The following is an 18,975-nucleotide window of genomic DNA, read 5'->3' on the forward strand; positions in this document are numbered from 1 at the left end:
AGCCAGGGCCATGAGCGTCGCGCGACAAACCAGTTGGCGCGCAACAGTTGTCCTCCGAGTCGGACCAAACGACACGTGCCCGACATGTTGTGCGCGTGGGACTTATGATGCACGCTTGACCAGCCATTTCCGCGATGTCACCAAACACTGCCCTGACAACGCGTTTCTCCTCACGACGAAATTAATTGAATGACAATTGTAGTAATGCCGCGCAAACGGCTGGGTTACCCTCAGTGCCGACCCGGCCAGCGCAGTGCCGGCCCGTTTTTGGGAAAGGCGATTGATGAAATACTTTACGGCGGCTATTGCCACGGTGGCGGTGAGTCTGGCGCTCGTTGGTTGCGGTTCGAACAGCAAGTCCGCGACCAAGACGTCCACGTCGACCTCGACCTCGACGGCGACGACGGTGGCGTCGTCGGCAACCAGTACCGCACCTGCCTCGGGCGCCAAGTACACCATCGCCGACTACATCAAGGACAACAAGATCACCGAGACTCCAATCCATCACGGAGATCCCGGCTCACCCACCATCGATCTGCCAGTGCCCGACGGTTGGCAAGTGCTCAAAGAAAGCTCCAGCGCACCGTACGGCGGCATTGTCTTGACGCAGCCCGCCGACCCCAGCGACCCGCCCACCATCGTGGCGCTCGTCGCCAAGCTCACCGGCAACGTCGACCAAGCCAAGCTCATCGAATACGCGCCGGGCGAGTTGCAGAATCTGCCGGGATACCAAGGCTCCGGCAATGGCAACACGTCCACCCTGGGCGGCTTTGCCGCATGGCAGTTGGGCGGCACCTACGAAAAGAACGGCAAAAGGCGGGCCATCGCGCAGAAGACCGTAATCATCCCCAGCGGGGACGCGGTATTCGTGCTGCAGCTCAACGCCGACTCGCTGGAAAGCGAGCAAGGGCCGTTGATGGACGCCACCAATGTCATCGACGAGCAAACGACGATCTCCCTTTGATCTGACGACAGACGTGAAAGCCCGCCAAGACCACTGTTTGGCGGGCTTTTATGTCTCGCGGCCAAGGCCTTACGGTGTTGGCATGGCAGAACAGTCGAATGCGATAGATGTCGGGCACCCGCCGTCGGCTCTACTCCGTCTGGTCAATCCGATGCTGAGTGCCCTGCTGCGTACTCCGCTGGCGGGCTCAGCCCGCAAGCAGCTGATGGTGCTGAAGTTCACGGGGCGAAAGTCTGGGCGCCAGTTCACCATTCCGGTTAGCGCTCATGTGATCGACGGTGACCTGTACGCACTGGTCTATGCCCAATGGAAGTACAACTTTCGCGACGGCGCGCCCGCCCAGGTCGTCTACGACGGAAAGACCACCACAATGCGCGGCGAACTCATCCGCGACCGTGCGGCTGTGTCCGCCCTCTACCTGAAGTGCGCGCAAGGCTACGGAGTCAAGCGCGCGCAACGCATGATTGGGCTGAAATTCCGCGACCAGCAAATTCCGACTTTGGACGAGTTCGCCGAGGCGACCGACCGGATCAAAATGGCAGCCATCCGATTCACGCCGGCGCAGTAGCGGTCAGAGTTGGGCGCGTAGTCGTTCGACGAGACCGACCATCCGTGCGTGATGCGACCCGGCCCAGTAGATGCGCCCGCACCCCGAACAGCGGCTGAATTTTTGGTAATAGCGACGCGTCAACGGCTCGAGGCGATCCATCACCTCGTCCTTGGAGACGGCGTCCAGCGTGCCGTTACACCGGAGGCAACGGGTAAACGGCGCCAGCCGATGCTCGAGGTCCAGTCGTCTGATCACCTCGAGCGCCTGCTGCTCAGGATCCTGAGAATGCACGAACAAGCCGTGCGTGACGGCGCTGCGTTTCAGCAGGCCGCGGTCGCGGGTCAGCAGAATCCGCTGCTCGTCGCGACTGATATCGGCCAGGGTCGGGTCGTCAGCGTCGCTCGACCACCACACATCCAGGCCGAGGACGCGCAGCAGCCGCGCCAGCCGGCCGAGGTTCACGTCGACGACGAACCGCGGATTGCGCAGCGGCACCGGACGTAGCCGCGCCGTCGACCCGATGTCCAGCGCTTCGAACATCGGATAGGCGCAGATGCGGTCGCCGACGTTGGGACGGTAGTCGAAGCCCCGCGGAGATCCGTTGACGAGGATCAAGTCGACCTCGGTGTGTGGAATGCCCATGGCCTCCAACACATCCTTGACGGTCTGATGACTCCGGAACGGGCGGCGCACAGTCACGCCGCGGGATTCGGCTGACAAGAAGTCGTTCAGCTCCGCGTATGCCCGAACGTCTACGTAGCCGCCTGCGTCATTCATCCGCAGAGTCCCGCGCCCGCGGCCGCTCGGGTGCGCGTGATCACCGGTTCTTCGAACCCAGCCCCGCCGACTGTCTGTCGCACCACCTGCGCCACCGCATCCGCCCGATCGGCCGGAACCAGCGCGATCACACAGCCACCGAAGCCTCCGCCCGTCATCCGGGCGCCCAGCGCACCGGCACGCACCGCGGTATCGGCGATGAGATCGATATGCTCGGTGGTGATTTCGAAGTCGTCGCGCATCGAGTCGTGCGAGGCGATCATGAGGCGTCCCGCTTCGGCGAATTCCGAATCACCCACGGCGGAAACAAAATCGAGCACCCGCTGGTTCTCGGTCAGCACATGCCGGGCACGACGGGCGTCCACCGGGTCGGTCACCGCCGCTAGCGCCGACGGACCTTGCACCTCGCGCAGCGACGACGCGTGCAGGTCGGCGGCGGCCCGCTCGCACGACGCGCGCCGCGCCGCGTAGTCGCCGCCCGCATGACGGTGGCGTGCCCGGGAGTCGATCAGCAGCAGCGCAATATCGGAAGCATCGGGGTCGAAGGGCACGGGCGCGACGGTGACGTCACGAAAGTCGATAAGCAGCGCCGTCGCCGGCGCGGCGAACAACGACGCCAGCTGGTCGAGCAAACCCGTTGGGGCGCCGACATACTCGTTTTCGGCACGTTGCGCGAGCCGGGCCTGATCTTTGAGGTCGATCCGGACACCGGCGGCCGACGCGACCGCGCCCAGCACCGCACATTCAAGTGCGGCCGACGAAGACAGTCCCGATCCCATCTCCAGATCACTGGTGATCGACATCGCGCCACCGGGCACCGGATGGCCGGCGCTCCGCAGCGCCCACATCACCCCGGCTACATATGCGGCCCAGCCGTCCACGTCACCGGGAGCCGCGCCGAGCGGAATGCGTACCGGGCTGTCCGCGCGATCGCTGGCTACCGTGATCACATCGCTGGCGTCGGGGGTGAAGGTCACGACGGTGCGCTGCGGCAGCGCGATCGGCAGCGCAAACCCGAGGTTGTAGTCGGTGTGCTCCCCGATCAGGTTCACGCGCCCCGGTGCGGCGTAGCGGACCGTCATCCGAGCTCCCGCAGCCGCTGCGCCACGCTTTCGGGCGTGACGTCGCTGATGAACGCCTCCATCGCCGATTCGGAGGCCGCCAAGTACTTGAGCTTGGCGGCGCTGCGCCTGATCGACATCAGCTCCACGTGGAAGTAGCCGTCGACCTGAGCCTCGGTGTTGGCGAATTGATGCAGCGCCGAAATGTATGGCAGTGGAGCAGAATACATGCGATCGAACCGCTTCAACACGTCGAGGTAGACCTGCGCCAACCCGTCCAGTTCGCCCGCATCCAGATCGACTAAGTTGTGCACGAACCTGTTTGGGTAGATGTGCACCTCGACCGGCCAGCGCGCCGCGAATGGCACGAACGCCGTGAACTGCTCGGTGCGTGCCACGACGCGGCTGCTGTCGGCGATTTCACGCGCCAATAGATCGGCAAAGAGGTTGCCGCCGTAGCGCGTTCGGTGTTCGTGTGCCTGCCGAAGCATCGCGGCGGTTCGCGGCGTCAGATAGGGGTAGCCGTAGATCTGACCGTGCGGATGGGTCAGCGTGACACCTATTTCCTCGCCGCGGTTTTCGAAACAGAACACCTGCTCGATGCCCGGCGCGGCCATCAGGTCGGCGGTGCGGTGCCGCCACGCCTCGACGACCAGCCGGGCGTGCACCGGTTCCAATTCCGAGAACGACCCGGTGTGGTCGCTGGAAAAGCAGATGACCTCGCACCGGCCGTGGCCGGGAGCGGACACAAATCCGTCACCGGTGGGCAGCGGTTCCGGCGATGACCCGCCGGACAGACTCGGAAACCGGTTCTCGAAGACGACGACGTCGTAGTCGGGAGCGGGCACTTCACTGGTCAGCCCGGTCGGACCCGGACATAGCGGGCACTCGTCCGGCGGCGGCTTGTAGGTGCGGTCTTGGCGCAACGCGGCCACGATCACCCACTGCCCGGTTGATCGGTCGAATCGCAGCTGCGACTGATCGGTGCCACGCGCCGGCAACGGCCTACGATCCGGGACCGGTGCTGGACAGTGCCCGGGCAACGCGAAGAACAGCAGGTCGCGGCCATCGGCCAGCTGTGCCCGCGTCGGTTCTGTCACGCGGTCAAAACTAGCTTGGCCGCCGGGACGCGGTTCGGAGAGCCAAGGCATTGTCAGGTCCGGGTCCCGATACGGACGGCTCGAAGTGAGGCAACGCGAGCCGGACGCGCGTACGGTTTGGGCGGTCGAGATCGTGGACACTCAGGTCAGCGGCGCGTGCTTGGTACCCGGGGTTGCCCCTAGACGTACCGATCCTGCACGCTGGCAGCACTATTCAACGAGAACATTGCAGGTTGGGCTGGTCATGCTGGATTTATCGTCGCGAGTAGGCCGTCGACGGTCGAGACGTCATCTCGGGTTGCCGCGGCCATCATGACATCGTGTGCGCGGTCTGGATCGGTATCCGCAGGTATTACCAACAGGACGATCTTGTCGCGATTCGCACCGCAAACCTCGATCGTGCTCAACGGCTGCCGGTGGTAGCCGGCGAGCCGTACCGCCGGCCGGTCGGTCGTCAATCTCTTTGGGGCCTGCGCCCACTCGGCCAGGTTGTACAGCACCTGATCAATGGGGCCGAGCCTTACCGAAAGCACTGCCAGCAGATCCGGCAGTTCAGTCTGAAGGTCATCGGTGTGTGGCCACCATGCCCCGTCGACATACCCGGTGGTCGGCGCCTTGGGCTTCAGCCTGAGACGGGGTGTGTGCTCGGGTCCTGACTGTTTGCCCGCCGCGGGGAGGGTGCCTCGTTGTGTCGTCATGTGACGCTCCTGTCCTTGGCCGCGGCTCAGCCAAATCATGCTGCCGGGCGGAATTACTCAGCGCCGCTTGGTCTTCGGGATTTCGACGGCCGGCGTTGCAGCATCGGCTTGGGCGCGCTTGACGGCGCGCTTCTGTTTGAGCGTCTGACTGGATTTCTTGCTCAGAGCTTGCCGCGGAGACTTGTCGGACATCACCGACCCCTTATCTATGGGGCCTGGCTGGTCCCGGTTCCCCGAGCATACGCTTGTCGTTACGCGTTGGCGGCCGCGGCGAGAAGGCTCGTGACCTCAGAATGGAATGTGGGCTGGCAGTTTCCTGCCAGCCCACATCCGACGAAGAGTCCCTAGACGGGTGTCACGGCGACTGCCTGAGGACCCTTGGTCCCTTGGCCGACGTCGAATTGAACCCGCTGGTTTTCCTCGAGTGATCGGAACCCGCTCCCGCGGATTTCACTGTAGTGAACGAACAGATCTTCTGCGCCGTCGTCAGGAGCGATGAACCCGAAGCCCTTATCGTTGTTAAACCACTTCACAATTCCTTGTGCCATACCTTCAACTTCTCTCATTCGAAAGGATGTAGCAAACATCCCGGAGTGAGCCTAGCACGAGCCTGGAAAGCCAATGTGCTCGCGAGATCGGGTGCACCACCGCGTAAAAGGCCGTAACTGGGCGGTTTCGGTGAGTTCCTTCGCCAAACGGCCGCGACCACACCTGCCCCTCAAACGCTTTCCGACACCGCGATCTTCGTGTCCGGTGGAGCTGGTAGCCGATGTGGGTGTACCGTCGACAATGAACCGCGTCGTAACCAACGGTAATCCTCAGGCGTGATACCGGCCGAGAGCCCAACCTGCGATCCGATCCGCTTCCCGACTCCTGCGATCATCTGCCGGGACCAACTGAGTGAGGGAATTGTATGGATTGCAAGGGATCATGGGTCTTCCCCCTTCACACGGCGTCAACGCGCTTGTATTACTTGGGTTTTGCCGCCTGTAGTACAAGCAGCGCTCGGCTGACAGCAGCTGCGTAGTGAATAGTGCAGTGAGCGCACGTCGTCTGGCCAGCCCGGTCCGGGTGTCCTTGGCGTCCGAACTCGGCGGCGAACTCGACGGAGCGTGGTGGCCCCACACGGTCGCATTAGGTGCTGAACTTCCCGAACTGGCTGATTCCCTGTTCCCACGATTGGGCCGACTCCTCGATATCAGCATCAACTGGTCGTCCTTGGCCAGTTCACCGGACCTGGACTCGCTGTGTCGCCCACTGTTGGCGCGTCCGTGTCGACCGATCAGCCAGCGCGTTATGACGATCAGCGGCACCAAAACGCGGGCCACACTCATCGTGATTCCCAGTCGAACGTCCGTCGTCCTGGCAGTGATGATCCTGCGTTGTGCCGCCGGCCTGCACATTGCAAGCAGAGAACAGATTGGCGAACCTTTCCTCACTGCTGACCAGATTGTGCGCTCCGCAGCCGCGGAAGGCGCGCGGTGCGCCCAACGACTGCGGGAGCTCGATCCCAGCGCCGCGGCACCACGGCTTCAGCCCTGACAATTGGCCGAATCCGATTCCGGCGCGGATGGGCTATCGCTTAGCCAGTCCAGCGCGAGGCTGATTGCGCGGTGCGCTCGGCATTGGCCAACAGACGATCCTGAATCCGCGGCCACCAGAATATTTCGACCGCGAAGAAGACGACGAACAGCCACGAAACCACAGCCAGGCGGGTAGTGGCGGTGTAAGTGTCGAACACTGCAAGGACCAAAACCACTGCCGCACAAGGCCAAAAGACCCATTGCACACGCCGGGACTGCTCGCGAGCGGTACGCAAGGCACCGACATACGCGAGCGCCGCGGGAGCCAGCCTGGGGTCGTCGATCTGCCGGCCGCGACGGACCGCAGCACACACGGCGACCCGCTCGGCCGGGTTGAGCTCGTCGGCCGCAGGCCAGGCCTTGCTCATCCGGCGGGACACCACGATCCCGTTGAAGACGCCGATCACCACGAACGCGACCAGCGCACCCAGCAGCACGCCGGATTCGGCAAATACCAACGCAGCAAGGAAGATACCGACCGGAACGCCCACACATACGGCCCGATACACCGGGCCGCCGCGCCATACCCACGCCGGAATCAACAGCATGGTGCGATTCTTGCCCCAATTCGTCGCCGCCGTCGCGACTTGCGGATTTACTATCGGGCAATGGCCACTCGGAACCTGCCGAACCTGCCCCCGGGGTTCGACTTCACCGATCCCGACATCTATGCCCACCGGATACCGGTCCGGGAGTTCGCCGAACTGCGTGCGACGGCCCCGATCTGGTGGAACGAGCAGCCGCTGAATGAAGGCGGCTTCGGCGACGGCGGCTACTGGGTGGTGAGCAAGCACCGCGACGTACGCGAGGTCTCGTTGCGTAGCGACGTCTTCTCGTCGGCCGAGAAGTCGATCGTGCCGCGGTATCGGGAAGATCAGGCGCAGGGCCAGATCGAGGCTGGGCGCGCGTCCATGATCATGATGGACGATCCCGAGCACACCCGGCTGCGCAAAATCGTCGCGCGCGGCTTCACCCCCCGGGCCGTCGAACGCCTGCGTGCCGACCTCGCCGAGCGCGCCCGGCGAATCGCCCAACGGGCCGCTGCCGAGGGCTCGGGCGATTTCGTCCGTCAGGTCGCCTGCGAGTTGCCGCTGCAGGCGATTGCCGGCCTGCTCGGTGTGCCGGCTGAGGAGCGGGAACAGCTGTTCGACTGGTCCAACCAAATGATCGGAAGCGACGATCCGGAATTCGCCGACCACGATTCACTGACATCTGCCGGTGAAATGATGTGGTACGCAATGCAATTGGCAGCGCGCAAGGCCGAAGAGCCCGTGCCCGGCGAGGACATCGTCACCACGCTGATGCACGCCGATGCCGACGGGCAACTCTCGGAAGCCGAATTCGGCATGTTCGTGGTCACCCTGGCCATCGCCGGCAACGAGACGAGCCGTAACTCGATCACGCAGGGAATGATGGCTTTCACCGAATACCCGGATCAGTGGGAGCTGTTCAAGTCGCAGCGCCCGAAGACCGCCGCCGACGAGATCATTCGCTGGGCCACTCCGATCACGGCGTTCCAGCGCACCGCTCTGGTGGACACCGAGCTCGGTGGGGTGCGGATCGAGAAGGGCCAACGGGTGGTGATGTTCTACCGCTCGGCCAACTTCGACGAGGAGGTCTTCCAAGACCCGTACACGTTCGACATCTTGCGCAGCCCCAACCCGCACGTCGGATTCGGCGGCACCGGAGCGCATTACTGCATCGGCGCCAACCTGGCCCGCATGACCGTCGACCTGATGTTCAACGCGATCGCCGACGAGCTGCCCGATCTGACCCCGTTGGGCGATCCCGAACGGCTGCGATCCTCGTTCATCACCGGCATCAAGCACTGGCAAGTCGCCTACGGGACGTCGGCGCACGGGGCTCGAATCGGCTGATTGATGCCATAGGATACAATTTCCCTATGAAATTAGCTATCAGCGGTGCCGGGGTGGCTGGAGCAGCACTTGCTCATTGGCTGCACCGCACCGGCCATGTCCCCACTCTCATCGAGCAGGCGCCGAAGTTTCGCACCGGTGGCTACATGACCGACTTCTGGGGCGTTGGCTACCAAGCGGCCAAGCGGATGGGCATCGAGGAGCCGATTCGCAAAGCCGGATACCAGATCGAATCCCTGCGTTCGGTGGGCCGCAACGGCGAAGTCAAAGCGGATTTGGGAGTCAACGCCTTTCGCCACATGGTGGGCGAGGACTTCACCAGCCTGCCGCGCGGCGACCTGGCCGCCGCGATCTACGAAACCATCGAAGACGAGGTCGAAACGATCTTCGGCGACAGCATCGCCAGCGTCGAGCAACACAGTGACGGTGTGCACCTGACTTTCGACAAGGGCCCGCCGCGCGAATTCGACTTGCTCATCGGCGCCGACGGCCTGCACTCCAATGTGCGGCAACTCGTGTTTGGGCCCGAAAGCGACTTCGAGCACTACCTGGGTTGCAAGGTCGCCGCATGCGTGGTCGACGGGTACCGGCCCCGTGAGGAGCTGGTCTATTTCACCTACAACATTTCCGGCCGACAGGTGAGCCGCGTTTCGCTGCGCGACGACCGCACCATGTTTCTGTTCATCTTTCGCGACCAGCACGCTGATCCAGACCTGCCGCCAAAAGATCAGCTGCGCAACCAGTTTCGTGACGCAGGCTGGGAATGCCCAAACATGCTGGCGGCGCTCGACGATGTCGACGACCTCTACTTCGACGTGGTGAGCCAAATCCGGATGGACCACTGGTCGCGCGACCGGGTGCTGCTGATCGGCGATGCCGCCGGGTGTATCTCGCTGCTCGGCGGTGAAGGCACCGGCCTGGCCATCACCGAGGCGTATGTCCTGGCCGGCGAACTCGCGCGGGCCGGCACCGACTATCGTCGCGCTTTCGAAACCTACGAGAAGCGCCTGCATCCGTTCGTCAGGACCAAGCAAGCCGATGCCAAAAAGTACATCTCGTTCTTCACCACCCGGACCCGATTCGGGTTGTGGTTCCGTAACGTGGCGATGCGCGCGATGAATTTCGGTCCGCTGGCAACGCTTTTCGCCGGCAGCGTGCGCGACGACTTCGAGTTGCCCGACTACGACTTGCCGTGAGCTGACGGGACTCCCGCTAAGCACGGCGAGCTGGGGGCACCTCCCGCTTGCGGGGGAACGCAAAAGCACCCGAAATCAACCATTTTGGGCTGCTTTTGCGTCTGCTCGCGCGGTCACCGCCCCCCGCCCCGCCGACATGTCGAGGACGAACGAGTCGACGGGTCGGTCGTGTCCGCGCAGGTTCAGGCGGCGCTGCACCGTCCTTCCCATCAACTCGTCGGCGACCCCTGACGCCACGAGCAATTCCCCGCCGGCGGCGTGTTGCTGCATGCGCGCCGAGACGTTGACCGCATCGCCGAGGGCGGTGAAGTCGACCACCGCGCCGCCGACGTTGCCGACGTACGCGACGCCGGCGTTCACCGCGACGCCCAACTCGATCCAGGGACCGTCGTCGCTGCCGTACCCCACTGCCTCCAGCAGCTCCATCCCTGCCAGGACGGCGCGGCGCCGGTAGTGCGGACCACTGATGCCCTGGACGAAGAACGCCATGATCTCGTCGCCGATGAGCTTGTCGATCACCGCGTCATGGCGCAGCAGGGTCTTGGTCGCAGCGACGTAGAACCGGTTGAGCAGGGCGGCGAAGTCTGCGGCCACACCGCGCCGGCCCAGGGCCGTCGAGCCGCGCACGTCGGCGAACAGGACGGCGACGTCCACCTCCGCCCCACCCGGGGGAAGCGAGTCACAGCATCGGCTGCACAGGTTGGGGTTCTTGCGCGACGGGGTGAACCCCGCGGCAGCAAGTACCCGTCCTGCCGGTCCGCCGAAAGGGTTGTTGCACACCTTGCATCGCGGCGCCGAGGGCAGGTAGCGAAACACCCGTCGCGCCCTCACCAAGGACGCGTGACCTTCGGTGAGCACCTTGTCCCACGGCTGCCGCGAGACTTCGAGTGGCACGTTGGTAGCAGTCATGGGACAAATGATTGCCGCCAGACCGTTTCGACACATGGGGCATCCGCCCCAAAAGCCGCGTAGCGGACGACGTATTCAGGCCAGAATTAGAGCGTGCACCCAACGCAGGGTTCGACAAAAGGTCTACGCAGAGCCGAGTTGCTGGCTGCGATATCGCTGGCGATCGACCTGGGCCTGGGGCAGCCGATGGAGCACATGCTTCGGTCGGCGCTGATCGCGACGCGAATCGCCGAGCGGATGGGTCTCGACGCCGGACAGCGGGCGACGGTGTACTACGCCAATTTGCTGGGTTGGATCGGTTGTCACGCCGACTCTCACGAACTCGCTGCGCTCTTCGGCGACGACATCGCCTACCGCGCCGACACCTACGCCGTGGACATGACCGGGCTGCCGTTCCTGCGCTTGATGGTCAGCCACCTGGGCCGCGGGTTGCCGAGCTGGGAGCGCGGCATCCGCTCGGCGGCGTTCGTGCTCACGGCGCGGAACCAGGTTGCCAAGATGATCCATTCGCACTGCAGTTCCGCGGGCGTGCTTTCCGATCGGATGGGTCTGGACCGACGTGTCGGAGCGGCGCTGGCATATGTCTTCGAGCGCTGGGACGGCCGCGGGATGCCCAATGGTGCTCGCGGAGAAGATATTCCGGTCGAGATCCACATCGTTCACCTCGCTGATGTCGCCGAGGTGCATTTTCGAACCGGAGGGGTTCAAGCGGCGGTCGACGTCGTGCGCTCCCGCAGCGGCACGCAGTTCAGCCCCGCCGTGGCCCAGATTTTCGACGGCGACGCCGCTGCGATTCTCGACGGGCTGCTGGAAATCGATGTCTGGGCAGCGGTGTTGTCGCAGGCACCCGATCGCGACCGCATCCTCGACGATGACGAGATCGACGAGTTATTAAGAGCGATCGCCGATTTCGTGGACCTGAAGTGTCCGAGCTCGCCGGGCTACTCGCGCGGAGTCGGCGACCTGGCGGCCGCCGCCGCACGCCAGCTCGACATGCCGTCGCCGGACGTCACGCGCCTGTACCGGGCCGGTCTGGTGCACGGCCTCGGCAGGCTGGGGGTTTCCAACCAGATCTGGGAGAAGAAGGGGCCGCTCACCACCGCAGAATGGGAGCGGCTGCGGATGTACCCGTATCTCACCGGGCGGATCCTGAGCCGGGTCGGTGGTTTGGAGTCGGTGGCGTCGCTGGCGACTCAGCACGAGGAACGTATTGACGGGTCCGGCTTTCCGCGCGGGCTGGCGGGCGCGGAGCTGAGCAGACAGGATCGGTTGCTGGCCGCGGCGGTGGCGTATCACCAACTGCTCGAGCCACGTCCCGATCGGCCCGCGTTCGACGCCGGTGGGGCGGCGAATCAGTTGCGCCAAGAGGCGCGCGCCGGACGACTCGATGCCGAGTCGGTAGAGGCGGTGTTGACCGCGGCGGGGCATCGGGCATCGCGGCGAACGCCTTGGTCAGGAGGGCTGACATCGCGAGAGGTCGAGGTGCTGCGGCTGGTCGCGCAGGGCCGGTCCAACCGCGAGATCGCTGCCGAGCTGGTCATCGCCGAAAAAACAGCGCGCAACCACGTCGAGCATGTCTACACCAAGCTCGGCGTAAACAACCGGACACAGGCGACCCTCGCGGCGATCGACCGGGGCCTGGCTTAGTTGCGCGAGCAGACGACATGTTGAGGCAAACGCCTCATGTGACCACGACGGCAGCGACCGATGATCGCTCCATGACCAAGCAATTACAAACCACACCGACACACAACGGCGTCAGCACCCGCGGCGCGCGGGTCGACGCGGTGAACGTGACCCGACATGCGGGGTCTCGCGAGATCCTGCGGCAAATGTCGCTGTCCGTGGAACCGGGCGAGCTGGTCGCCATCGCGGGCGGCAGCGGCGCAGGCAAGACCACCTTGTTAGAGGTCCTCGCGGGGCTGACGCCGCCGTCGGCGGGCGAGGTTCGCCACGACGGCGTCCCGTGCGGTGCACGAGTGAGCTGCCAGTCCCGCATCGGCTACGTGCCCCAGGACGACATCATCCACCTGGAGATGCCGTTGCGCCGCACGCTGCGCTACGCCGCGCGGCTGCGGCTACCCGCCGGCACGTCGGCGGCCGAGGCGCACCGGATAGTCGAGGAAACCATGCAAGACCTCGACCTGGCTGACCGGGCCGACGTGCCGGTCCGTGACCTGTCCGGCGGGCAGCGCAAGCGGGCCAGCATCGCGGTGGAGCTGCTGACCCATCCACGGATCTTCTTCCTCGACGAACCCACTTCCGGGCTCGACCCGGCTACCGCCACCGACGTGATGCGGCTGCTGCGCAGGCTCAGCCGCCGCGGGGTCGCGGTTGTCCTCACGACGCACGAGCCGGCCGCCATCGACCGGTGCGATCGGGTGGTGTTCCTTGCGCGCGACGGCCACCATGCCTTCACCGGCAGCCCGGCCGAAGCTCGCCGTTACTTCGGCGTGCATGATCTCAACGACGTCTACGCAAGGCTGGCGGGTGAGGATCCGCAGACTTGGGCAATGCGATTCACGGACAGCGGTCCGGATGCGAAACCCGTTGTGGCCCAACCGCTGTACTCAGGGGTAGCCCGCGTGAGCGCAGTCCGGCAATGGTGGCTGCTCACCCGACGTAATGTCGATGTCCTGTTTCGCAACCGGTTGACGTTGGCGGTACTGCTCGGTTCGCCGGTGCTGGTGACGGTGATGATGGCGACGCTGTTCAAGCGCGGTTCATTCGATCCGCACGGCCCCGCCGACGTGGGCCCGGCGCAGATCGTGTTCTGGATCGCGTTCGCCGGGTTCTTCTTCGGCCTGACCTACGGGCTGCTCCAAATCGTCGGGGAGATGGCGGTTTTCCGGCGGGAACGCCTCTCAGGACTGAGTGTGGGCGCCTACGTGGCATCCAAGATCGCGGCGCTGCTTCCGGTGCTGGCGGCGGTGAGCGCAATGCTGCTCGGCGTGCTGCGGGCACTCGGTCGGCTGCCCGCCGTCGGGTGGGACGTGTACGCAGTCCTTTTCATGACGATTGTGGTGGAGGCGACGTCGGCGCTGGCGCTGGGCCTGCTCGCCTCGGCCGCGGTGTCCAACGCCGCGCAGGCCGCACTCGCGCTGCCGATGCTGTGCTTCCCGCAGGTCCTTTTCGGTGGCGCCATCGTCCCCGTTGACCAGATGGCCACCCCGGGACGTCTGATGAGCCTCGTCCTGTCGAACCGCCACGCTTTCGACGCGTTGGGCCGCCACCTGAATCTGGACAGGTACACCGGCACGCTGCCGGCCATGTCGGCCTACCGCGAAACCTTCCACGGCGGCGCCGCCGGCAGTCTCATCGCGTTGGCCTCATTTGCCGTCGTGCTGACGCTGGCAACGGTGTGGGTGCTGGACCGGCGGTCCGCTCCCGGCGCCCGCTGAAGGCGGCGAGCAGACGCAAAATCCCCCAAAATCAACTACTTTGGGGCGATTTTGCGTCTGCTCGCGCTACTGTGCGTCTGGTCGGGCTGCGTGCCAGGGATGCGCCGCCTCCAGTTGCGCGGCCACACGAATGAGCACGTCCTCGGCGCCGTAGGCGGCGGCGAGTTGGATGCCGATAGGCAGCCCGTCGGCGTTGCGGTGCAACGGGAGGCTGATCGCCGGCTGTCCGCTCATGTTGAACGGCGGGGTGAACGCGGCGAACTGGCCGCCGCGGCGCATCGGCACCGTTGGGTGCTCGGGATCGTTCTCGAAGTCCGTCAGCAGCGGCGGCGGCTCGGCGACGGTCGGCGTAAGAAGGAGGTCCCAGCCGTCGGCCCACCACTGTTGCAGCGCACGCCGAAACGCATATACCGCGGCCTGCGCCGCGGCGTAGTCGACGGCGGTCACTTCCGTCGCTCGCTCGATCAGCGCCCAGTTGACCGGCTCGATGTCATCGGAAGTCACCTCGCGTCCGAGCGTCTCGCTGAATCCGCGCGCCGCCATCGCCAATTGCGTCGCCCACAGCGCCATGAACTTGTGGACCAAGGTGGTATCGGCCAGACACGGCGGCCATGCCGGCTCGACGATGTGCCCAAGTCCCTCCAGCATCGACGCCGCTCCCCGCACGGCCGAAACACAGTCCTGGTGCAGGAATTCAACGCGCGGGTGGACGTCGAGCAGCCCGATGCGCAACCGGCCTGGTTCAGCGACGACCTCGTCGAGGTAGGGCCGCTGCGGCGCGGGCGCGATCACGCTGTCACCAATGCCCGGACCGCGCACGGCATCCAGCAGACCTGCGGTGTCCCGCACCGTACGGCTGACGCACAGTTCGACTCCGAGCCCGACCTCGGCGCGCTGCGGACCCACCGAGATCCTGCCCTGGCTCGGCTTGAGCCCCACCAACCCGCAACATGAGGCGGGAATGCGGATGCTGCCGCCCCCGTCCGAGGCGTTGGCGAACGGAACCATCCCGACGGCCACCGCCGCGGCGGCGCCGCCACTCGATCCGCCCCGGGGTGCGATCCAGCGCCCACGGATTGCGGGTCGGCCCCCATGCCAGTGGTTGTGTGGTTGGCAGACTGCCCATTTCGGGGCTATTAGTCCGACCGGCGATGACCAGCCCGGCCGCCTTGAACCTGGCCACCAATGTGGTGTCGGCAGTGTCGATCTTGCCCGCCTCTTTCAGCGCGACATTGCCGTTGGACAGGGTCTGGCCCGCGAAGCTCGTGTAGAGATCCTTCAGCAGAAACGGCACGCCGCGGAACGGGCCGGCGGGAAGGCCGGGATCGGCGGCCACCGTGCGGGCATGCTCGAACCACTCGATGACCACGGCGTTCAACGACGGGTTCGCTTCCTCGATGCGCGCGATCGCCGCTTCCAGCAGCTCGCTGGGCGTGACCTCGCCCTTCGCTACCAGCGCCGCCTGGTCGGTGGCGTCCATCCAGCGCGTCTCTTCGGCAAGCCCACTCATGGCTTTCGGTTTACCATGGCGCGCCATCCCGCGACGCTTGAGTCGCAGTGGCCGACGAACGGCTTTAGGCTTTTTGCGCACAGGACTAGCGGGGGATTGCGGATAAGTGTGAATAGACCGCCGGGTGTGGTTAAACACAGAATCGCCACGATGTCGGCGATTTGGTCAGCCGTCGTCTTATTTGCGGCCTGCTCAACTTCGCAGACCGCGTCACCGCCGGCGGGAAGATCCGCCACCTCGACTTCGGCAACCACCGCCCGCCCGGTCGCCGCTCCTGCTCCGGCAACCAGTCCATTGGCGAAAGACTGGAAAAGCTACGGCGGCACCGTCTACTTCGGCTGTCCCGAGGGATTCTCGTCGAGCAAATCGGCGCTCGAGGACATCCGCCCGAAGATCTTCGACATCAAAACAGGGCAATTCACCTCGCCGGCCATCCCTGCCGTGCCTGCCGGCGAGACTGTGACCGGCGGTGTATGCGCGCTGTCCAACACTGCCGACGACATGAAAGTCGTCTACATCGTCGTCTCGACTGTCGCGCAGGACTCTCCGGGACACGGTGCCACGAAGACGACGGCGTATCTCTTCGACCTCAAATCGGAGCGGCCGCTGGCCACCAAGGAACTGCAGCCGCCGGCGCCCGATCTCAGCTTCTCCGCACCGAAGGAATGGCGGCTCGGCTCGACCATATCCGGTGTGGCGTGGGTGAACGCCTTCAGCGATGGGCACGGCTCAGCGTCACCGCCCCGGACCGTTATTCTGTCCAACACCGACCTGTCAATGGGTTGGACTGATCCGCAGCCCGGACGGGTGTGGCAGGATGCTCTTGCGTTCCAACGCAATACGATGCCAGGCAAGACGTCGGGGGCGGAGCTGAGGCTATCGACCGGCGAAGCGGTATATCAGGACAACGACATTGAGGCCGTCGAAGCCGAATTGTCCGAGGGGTCCGACAAGTTGGTGAAAATCACACGCCGAGATCCGGCCAATCCCTCCGTCGTGTCGACGATATTTTGGGACGTGAACACCAGAGCCATCGTCAAACTCGGTGACAGCGACCGTATTTCGGGTAGTGGGCTGGCCGCCACCTTGTCCGACGGGAAATTGCTCGTCGACGCCCGCGGCTCGGATAACTCGCAGTTTGGATTCGGCGTATGGAACTTACGCACACAGCAGTGGGATCTGCTGAAAACCAGAGACGAAGCCGCCAAGTTGTCGATTTCAAAACTGGCGTTATTCGGCGACCGTCTCTATGTCACCTACGCCGGCGGCACCCTTTCAGTGCTCGGTCTTCCGACCGCCAACACGCTCGCGTCGACCTGGTCCGTCCGGCCTTTCGGACGCATTTCCGGGTGGACGCTGGTGTGCCGCGGCGAGACACCCACCAGCGGCGAATGCAAGGAAATCGTCCTAGTGCAAGACGAGAACGGCCACTACCCAGGCCCCTGGATCTGATCTGACGGCCTGACTGGCCCGTCCGCCCGGCGTGCCCGCGCGCGTCGCTTGCCTTCGTGCATCGCAGCAACTCGGGCGACCGGAATCGTGCGGCCTTGTTCGATGAGATCATTCGGCAGGCGCTGCGGTGCGACCATCATGTCGGCCCAGGGATCGTAAGCGGAAAGCGCGTCGGCTGCCGTGTGCACGTTGAAGTCAGCAGGGTTGACGCGGTCCAGGTCTGACCAATCCAACGGGAAGGACACCGGTATGCCCGGACGCAACCGCGGGCTGTACGCAGCAGCGACGGTCGCGCCGCCAGCCCGGGTTGAGTCGACGAACACTTTGCCTGCTCGGTCCTCGACGATGAAAGCCGTTGTCGCCAGAGAGGGGTCGAGTGCCTCCGCGCGTGCGGCCAGCGCGCGTGTCGCCGCAGCCACGTCGTCGACCGGGGCAGTGTCGTCGATAGGCACAAAGACATGAATGCCCTTCGCGCCGCTGGTTTTGACGGAGCCGACGAGTCCGCTGTCGGCGAGAGCCTGCCGTACGAGGTATGCGACGTTTACCACCGCTTTGAAGTCATCGTCGGCGGGTGGGTCGAGATCGAGGACCAGATGGGTAGGCCGATAGATGTCGTCGGCCAACCCCAAGGTGGGGTGATACTCGACGGCACGCTGGTTGGCCAGCCACAACAGCGTGCGCCTGTCGTTGCAAACCGCATAACGAACCTCCCGTTGCGACGCCTCCGCCCAAATCGAAGCCGTTGGCACCCAATCCGGGGTGTACTTTGGCACGTTCTTCTGCATGAACGGCGCCCGCCCGCGCAGGACCCTGAGCACTGTGAGCGGCCTGCCGGCAAGTCCAGGGAGCATCCTGTCGGCCACCGCATCCAGGTAGTCCACCAAGTCGCGCTTGGTGGCCTCGGCGCCCGGGCTCAGCGGTTGGTCGAGATTGGTCAGATCGATTCCAGCGCGCTGCTCACCGGCGCTCATTTACCCAGCCTATGTGCAGACATGGCGCCGACCGCATAGCCACATAACGATGACCCCGGAAATCTGTTGCGGCACTTGGCGGGTGAGCTTCCCGACGCTACGACTAGGCTAGCCGTCCATGGGTGCGTTGGACGGACGGGTTGCATTGATCACCGGAGGCGGTCGGGGCCAAGGCCGCGCGCATGCCCTTGCGCTGGCGGCCGAAGGAGCCGACATCGTCGCGGCCGATGCGCCGGGTGCGATGGCGGACCTGACCTACCCGCTGGCCACCGAAGACGACCTGGGGGACACCGCCAAGCAAGTCGAAGAGCTGGGCCGACGCTGTCTGCCGCTTGCGGTCGACGTGCGTGACGCCGGTCAGGTTGCCACGGCGGTCGAGCAGACGGTGAAAGACCTGGGCAGCCTCGACATCGTGCTGGCCAACGCCGGCGTCGTCAGCACCGGACCGTTGGAGCAGGTGAGTGACCAGGTTTGGCAGCAGCTGGTCGACACCAACCTCACCGGCGTGTTCCACACCCTGCGGGCGGCCATACCGGTGATGCGGCGCCAGCGCTTCGGCCGGATCGTGGTGACGTCGTCGATGGGCGGTCGCATGGGCATTCCAGATCTGGCGGCGTACAACGCCACCAAGTGGGGGATCATCGGGCTGGCCAAGTCTGTTGCCCTGGAGGTCGCCAAAGAAGGCATCACGGTCAACGTCATCTGTCCCACCACGACGCAGACGCCGATGGTGCAGCCCGCTGGAGGTGACGACGTTCCCGACGATCTGGTGCGCCGAATGATGAAGGCCAACCCGATACCACAGCCGTGGCTGCAACCCGAGGACGTCAGCCGCGGAGTGCTCTACCTGGTCACCGATCCGGGCGTCATCACCGGCAGCGTTCTCGAAGTCGGTCTCGGCGGGAGCGCGCGCATTCACTGACCAC

Annotated in this window: 19 protein-coding genes and 1 pseudogene; 9 read left to right on the forward strand and 11 right to left on the reverse strand. The window is 64.9% G+C overall.

All coding sequences use genetic code 11. The features are described from left to right. Positions 1 to 283 precede the first annotated feature (283 nt). The gene (locus tag A5791_RS02630) at positions 284 to 964 is read left to right on the forward strand and encodes an LpqN/LpqT family lipoprotein (RefSeq protein ID WP_067230580.1); all 681 of its coding nucleotides are present in this window, start codon (positions 284 to 286) and stop codon (positions 962 to 964) included. Between the two features lie 82 nt (positions 965 to 1,046). Next, positions 1,047 to 1,532, forward strand: a complete 486-nt coding sequence (locus A5791_RS02635; protein ID WP_067230585.1) for a hypothetical protein — start codon at positions 1,047 to 1,049, stop codon at positions 1,530 to 1,532. Positions 1,533 to 1,535: 3 nt separating this feature from the next. Here A5791_RS02635 and A5791_RS02640 read toward each other — a convergent pair whose 3' ends face one another. The 6 genes from A5791_RS02640 to A5791_RS02660 form a co-directional block, all read right to left on the reverse strand. Further along, the gene (locus A5791_RS02640; protein ID WP_067230588.1) at positions 1,536 to 2,291 is read right to left on the reverse strand and encodes a Mut7-C RNAse domain-containing protein; all 756 of its coding nucleotides are present in this window, start codon (positions 2,289 to 2,291) and stop codon (positions 1,536 to 1,538) included. Next, positions 2,288 to 3,373 (reverse strand): galactokinase, encoded by a 1,086-nt coding sequence (locus tag A5791_RS02645; protein WP_067230592.1) that lies wholly within the window; start codon positions 3,371 to 3,373, stop codon positions 2,288 to 2,290. Before A5791_RS02645 ends, A5791_RS02640 begins: the two co-directional genes overlap by 4 nt. Further along, a complete protein-coding gene (galT, locus tag A5791_RS02650) occupies positions 3,370 to 4,503 on the reverse strand; it encodes a galactose-1-phosphate uridylyltransferase (RefSeq protein ID WP_067230595.1) in 1,134 nt (377 codons plus the stop codon). Before galT ends, A5791_RS02645 begins: the two co-directional genes overlap by 4 nt. Before the next feature lie 191 nt (positions 4,504 to 4,694). Then, the gene (locus tag A5791_RS02655) at positions 4,695 to 5,150 is read right to left on the reverse strand and encodes a DUF5994 family protein (protein ID WP_067230599.1); all 456 of its coding nucleotides are present in this window, start codon (positions 5,148 to 5,150) and stop codon (positions 4,695 to 4,697) included. A 57-nt stretch (positions 5,151 to 5,207) separates the two neighbouring features. Continuing rightward, on the reverse strand, positions 5,208 to 5,342 hold the full coding sequence (locus A5791_RS27440; RefSeq protein ID WP_255397599.1) for a hypothetical protein: 135 nt from the start codon (positions 5,340 to 5,342) through the stop codon (positions 5,208 to 5,210). A gap of 152 nt (positions 5,343 to 5,494) precedes the next feature. Then, positions 5,495 to 5,698: a cold-shock protein gene (locus tag A5791_RS02660; protein ID WP_067230602.1), complete on the reverse strand. Its 204-nt coding sequence runs from the start codon at positions 5,696 to 5,698 to the stop codon at positions 5,495 to 5,497. Positions 5,699 to 6,188: 490 nt separating this feature from the next. Between A5791_RS02660 and A5791_RS02665 the strand changes: the two genes are divergently transcribed. Then, a complete protein-coding gene (locus A5791_RS02665; protein ID WP_156660962.1) occupies positions 6,189 to 6,692 on the forward strand; it encodes a DUF5994 family protein in 504 nt (167 codons plus the stop codon). A gap of 40 nt (positions 6,693 to 6,732) precedes the next feature. Here A5791_RS02665 and A5791_RS02670 read toward each other — a convergent pair whose 3' ends face one another. Continuing rightward, positions 6,733 to 7,281, reverse strand: a complete 549-nt coding sequence (locus tag A5791_RS02670) for a hypothetical protein (protein ID WP_067230606.1) — start codon at positions 7,279 to 7,281, stop codon at positions 6,733 to 6,735. 60 nt (positions 7,282 to 7,341) lie between these two features. On the opposite strand from A5791_RS02670, the gene A5791_RS02675 reads away from it, so the two are divergent. Together A5791_RS02675 and A5791_RS02680 are read left to right on the forward strand one after the other, a co-directional pair. Further along, on the forward strand, positions 7,342 to 8,610 hold the full coding sequence (locus A5791_RS02675) for a cytochrome P450 (protein ID WP_067230609.1): 1,269 nt from the start codon (positions 7,342 to 7,344) through the stop codon (positions 8,608 to 8,610). Between the two features lie 26 nt (positions 8,611 to 8,636). Continuing rightward, complete coding sequence (locus A5791_RS02680) at positions 8,637 to 9,806, forward strand: FAD-binding domain (RefSeq protein WP_067230612.1); 1,170 nt, start codon at positions 8,637 to 8,639, stop codon at positions 9,804 to 9,806. A gap of 75 nt (positions 9,807 to 9,881) precedes the next feature. On the opposite strand, the gene A5791_RS02685 is transcribed toward A5791_RS02680, so the two are convergent. Continuing rightward, the gene (locus A5791_RS02685; protein ID WP_067230615.1) at positions 9,882 to 10,715 is read right to left on the reverse strand and encodes an adenylate/guanylate cyclase domain-containing protein; all 834 of its coding nucleotides are present in this window, start codon (positions 10,713 to 10,715) and stop codon (positions 9,882 to 9,884) included. Positions 10,716 to 10,808: 93 nt separating this feature from the next. On the opposite strand from A5791_RS02685, the gene A5791_RS02690 reads away from it, so the two are divergent. Both A5791_RS02690 and A5791_RS02695 read left to right on the forward strand, forming a co-directional pair. Continuing rightward, on the forward strand, positions 10,809 to 12,362 hold the full coding sequence (locus tag A5791_RS02690) for an HD domain-containing phosphohydrolase (RefSeq protein WP_067230617.1): 1,554 nt from the start codon (positions 10,809 to 10,811) through the stop codon (positions 12,360 to 12,362). A 71-nt stretch (positions 12,363 to 12,433) separates the two neighbouring features. Then, a complete protein-coding gene (locus A5791_RS02695) occupies positions 12,434 to 14,116 on the forward strand; it encodes an ATP-binding cassette domain-containing protein (RefSeq protein ID WP_067230689.1) in 1,683 nt (560 codons plus the stop codon). Between the two features lie 66 nt (positions 14,117 to 14,182). Here A5791_RS02695 and A5791_RS02700 read toward each other — a convergent pair whose 3' ends face one another. Next, positions 14,183 to 15,124, reverse strand: coding sequence for an amidase (locus tag A5791_RS02700; protein WP_231995777.1), 942 nt, complete (start codon positions 15,122 to 15,124; stop codon positions 14,183 to 14,185). A gap of 100 nt (positions 15,125 to 15,224) precedes the next feature. Further along, positions 15,225 to 15,653: pseudogene (locus tag A5791_RS26990) on the reverse strand (amidase family protein); the annotation flags it as partial. A 123-nt stretch (positions 15,654 to 15,776) separates the two neighbouring features. On the opposite strand from A5791_RS26990, the gene A5791_RS02705 reads away from it, so the two are divergent. Next, positions 15,777 to 17,078 (forward strand): hypothetical protein, encoded by a 1,302-nt coding sequence (locus tag A5791_RS02705; protein WP_067230620.1) that lies wholly within the window; start codon positions 15,777 to 15,779, stop codon positions 17,076 to 17,078. Here the strand turns inward: A5791_RS02705 and A5791_RS02710 are convergent. Continuing rightward, positions 17,057 to 18,049 carry a DNA polymerase domain-containing protein gene (locus tag A5791_RS02710; RefSeq protein WP_067230623.1) on the reverse strand — a complete coding sequence of 331 codons (993 nt, stop codon included), beginning with the start codon at positions 18,047 to 18,049 and terminating at the stop codon, positions 17,057 to 17,059. The genes A5791_RS02705 and A5791_RS02710 overlap by 22 nt on opposite strands. A 118-nt stretch (positions 18,050 to 18,167) precedes the next feature. Here A5791_RS02710 and A5791_RS02715 point away from each other — a divergent pair, with 118 nt between their 5' ends. Beyond that, positions 18,168 to 18,971, forward strand: a complete 804-nt coding sequence (locus tag A5791_RS02715; RefSeq protein WP_067230625.1) for a mycofactocin-coupled SDR family oxidoreductase — start codon at positions 18,168 to 18,170, stop codon at positions 18,969 to 18,971. Positions 18,972 to 18,975 lie beyond the last annotated feature (4 nt).

The sequence above is a fragment of the Mycobacterium sp. 852002-51163_SCH5372311 genome (genome assembly GCF_001667115.1).
Lineage (GTDB): Bacteria > Actinomycetota > Actinomycetes > Mycobacteriales > Mycobacteriaceae > Mycobacterium.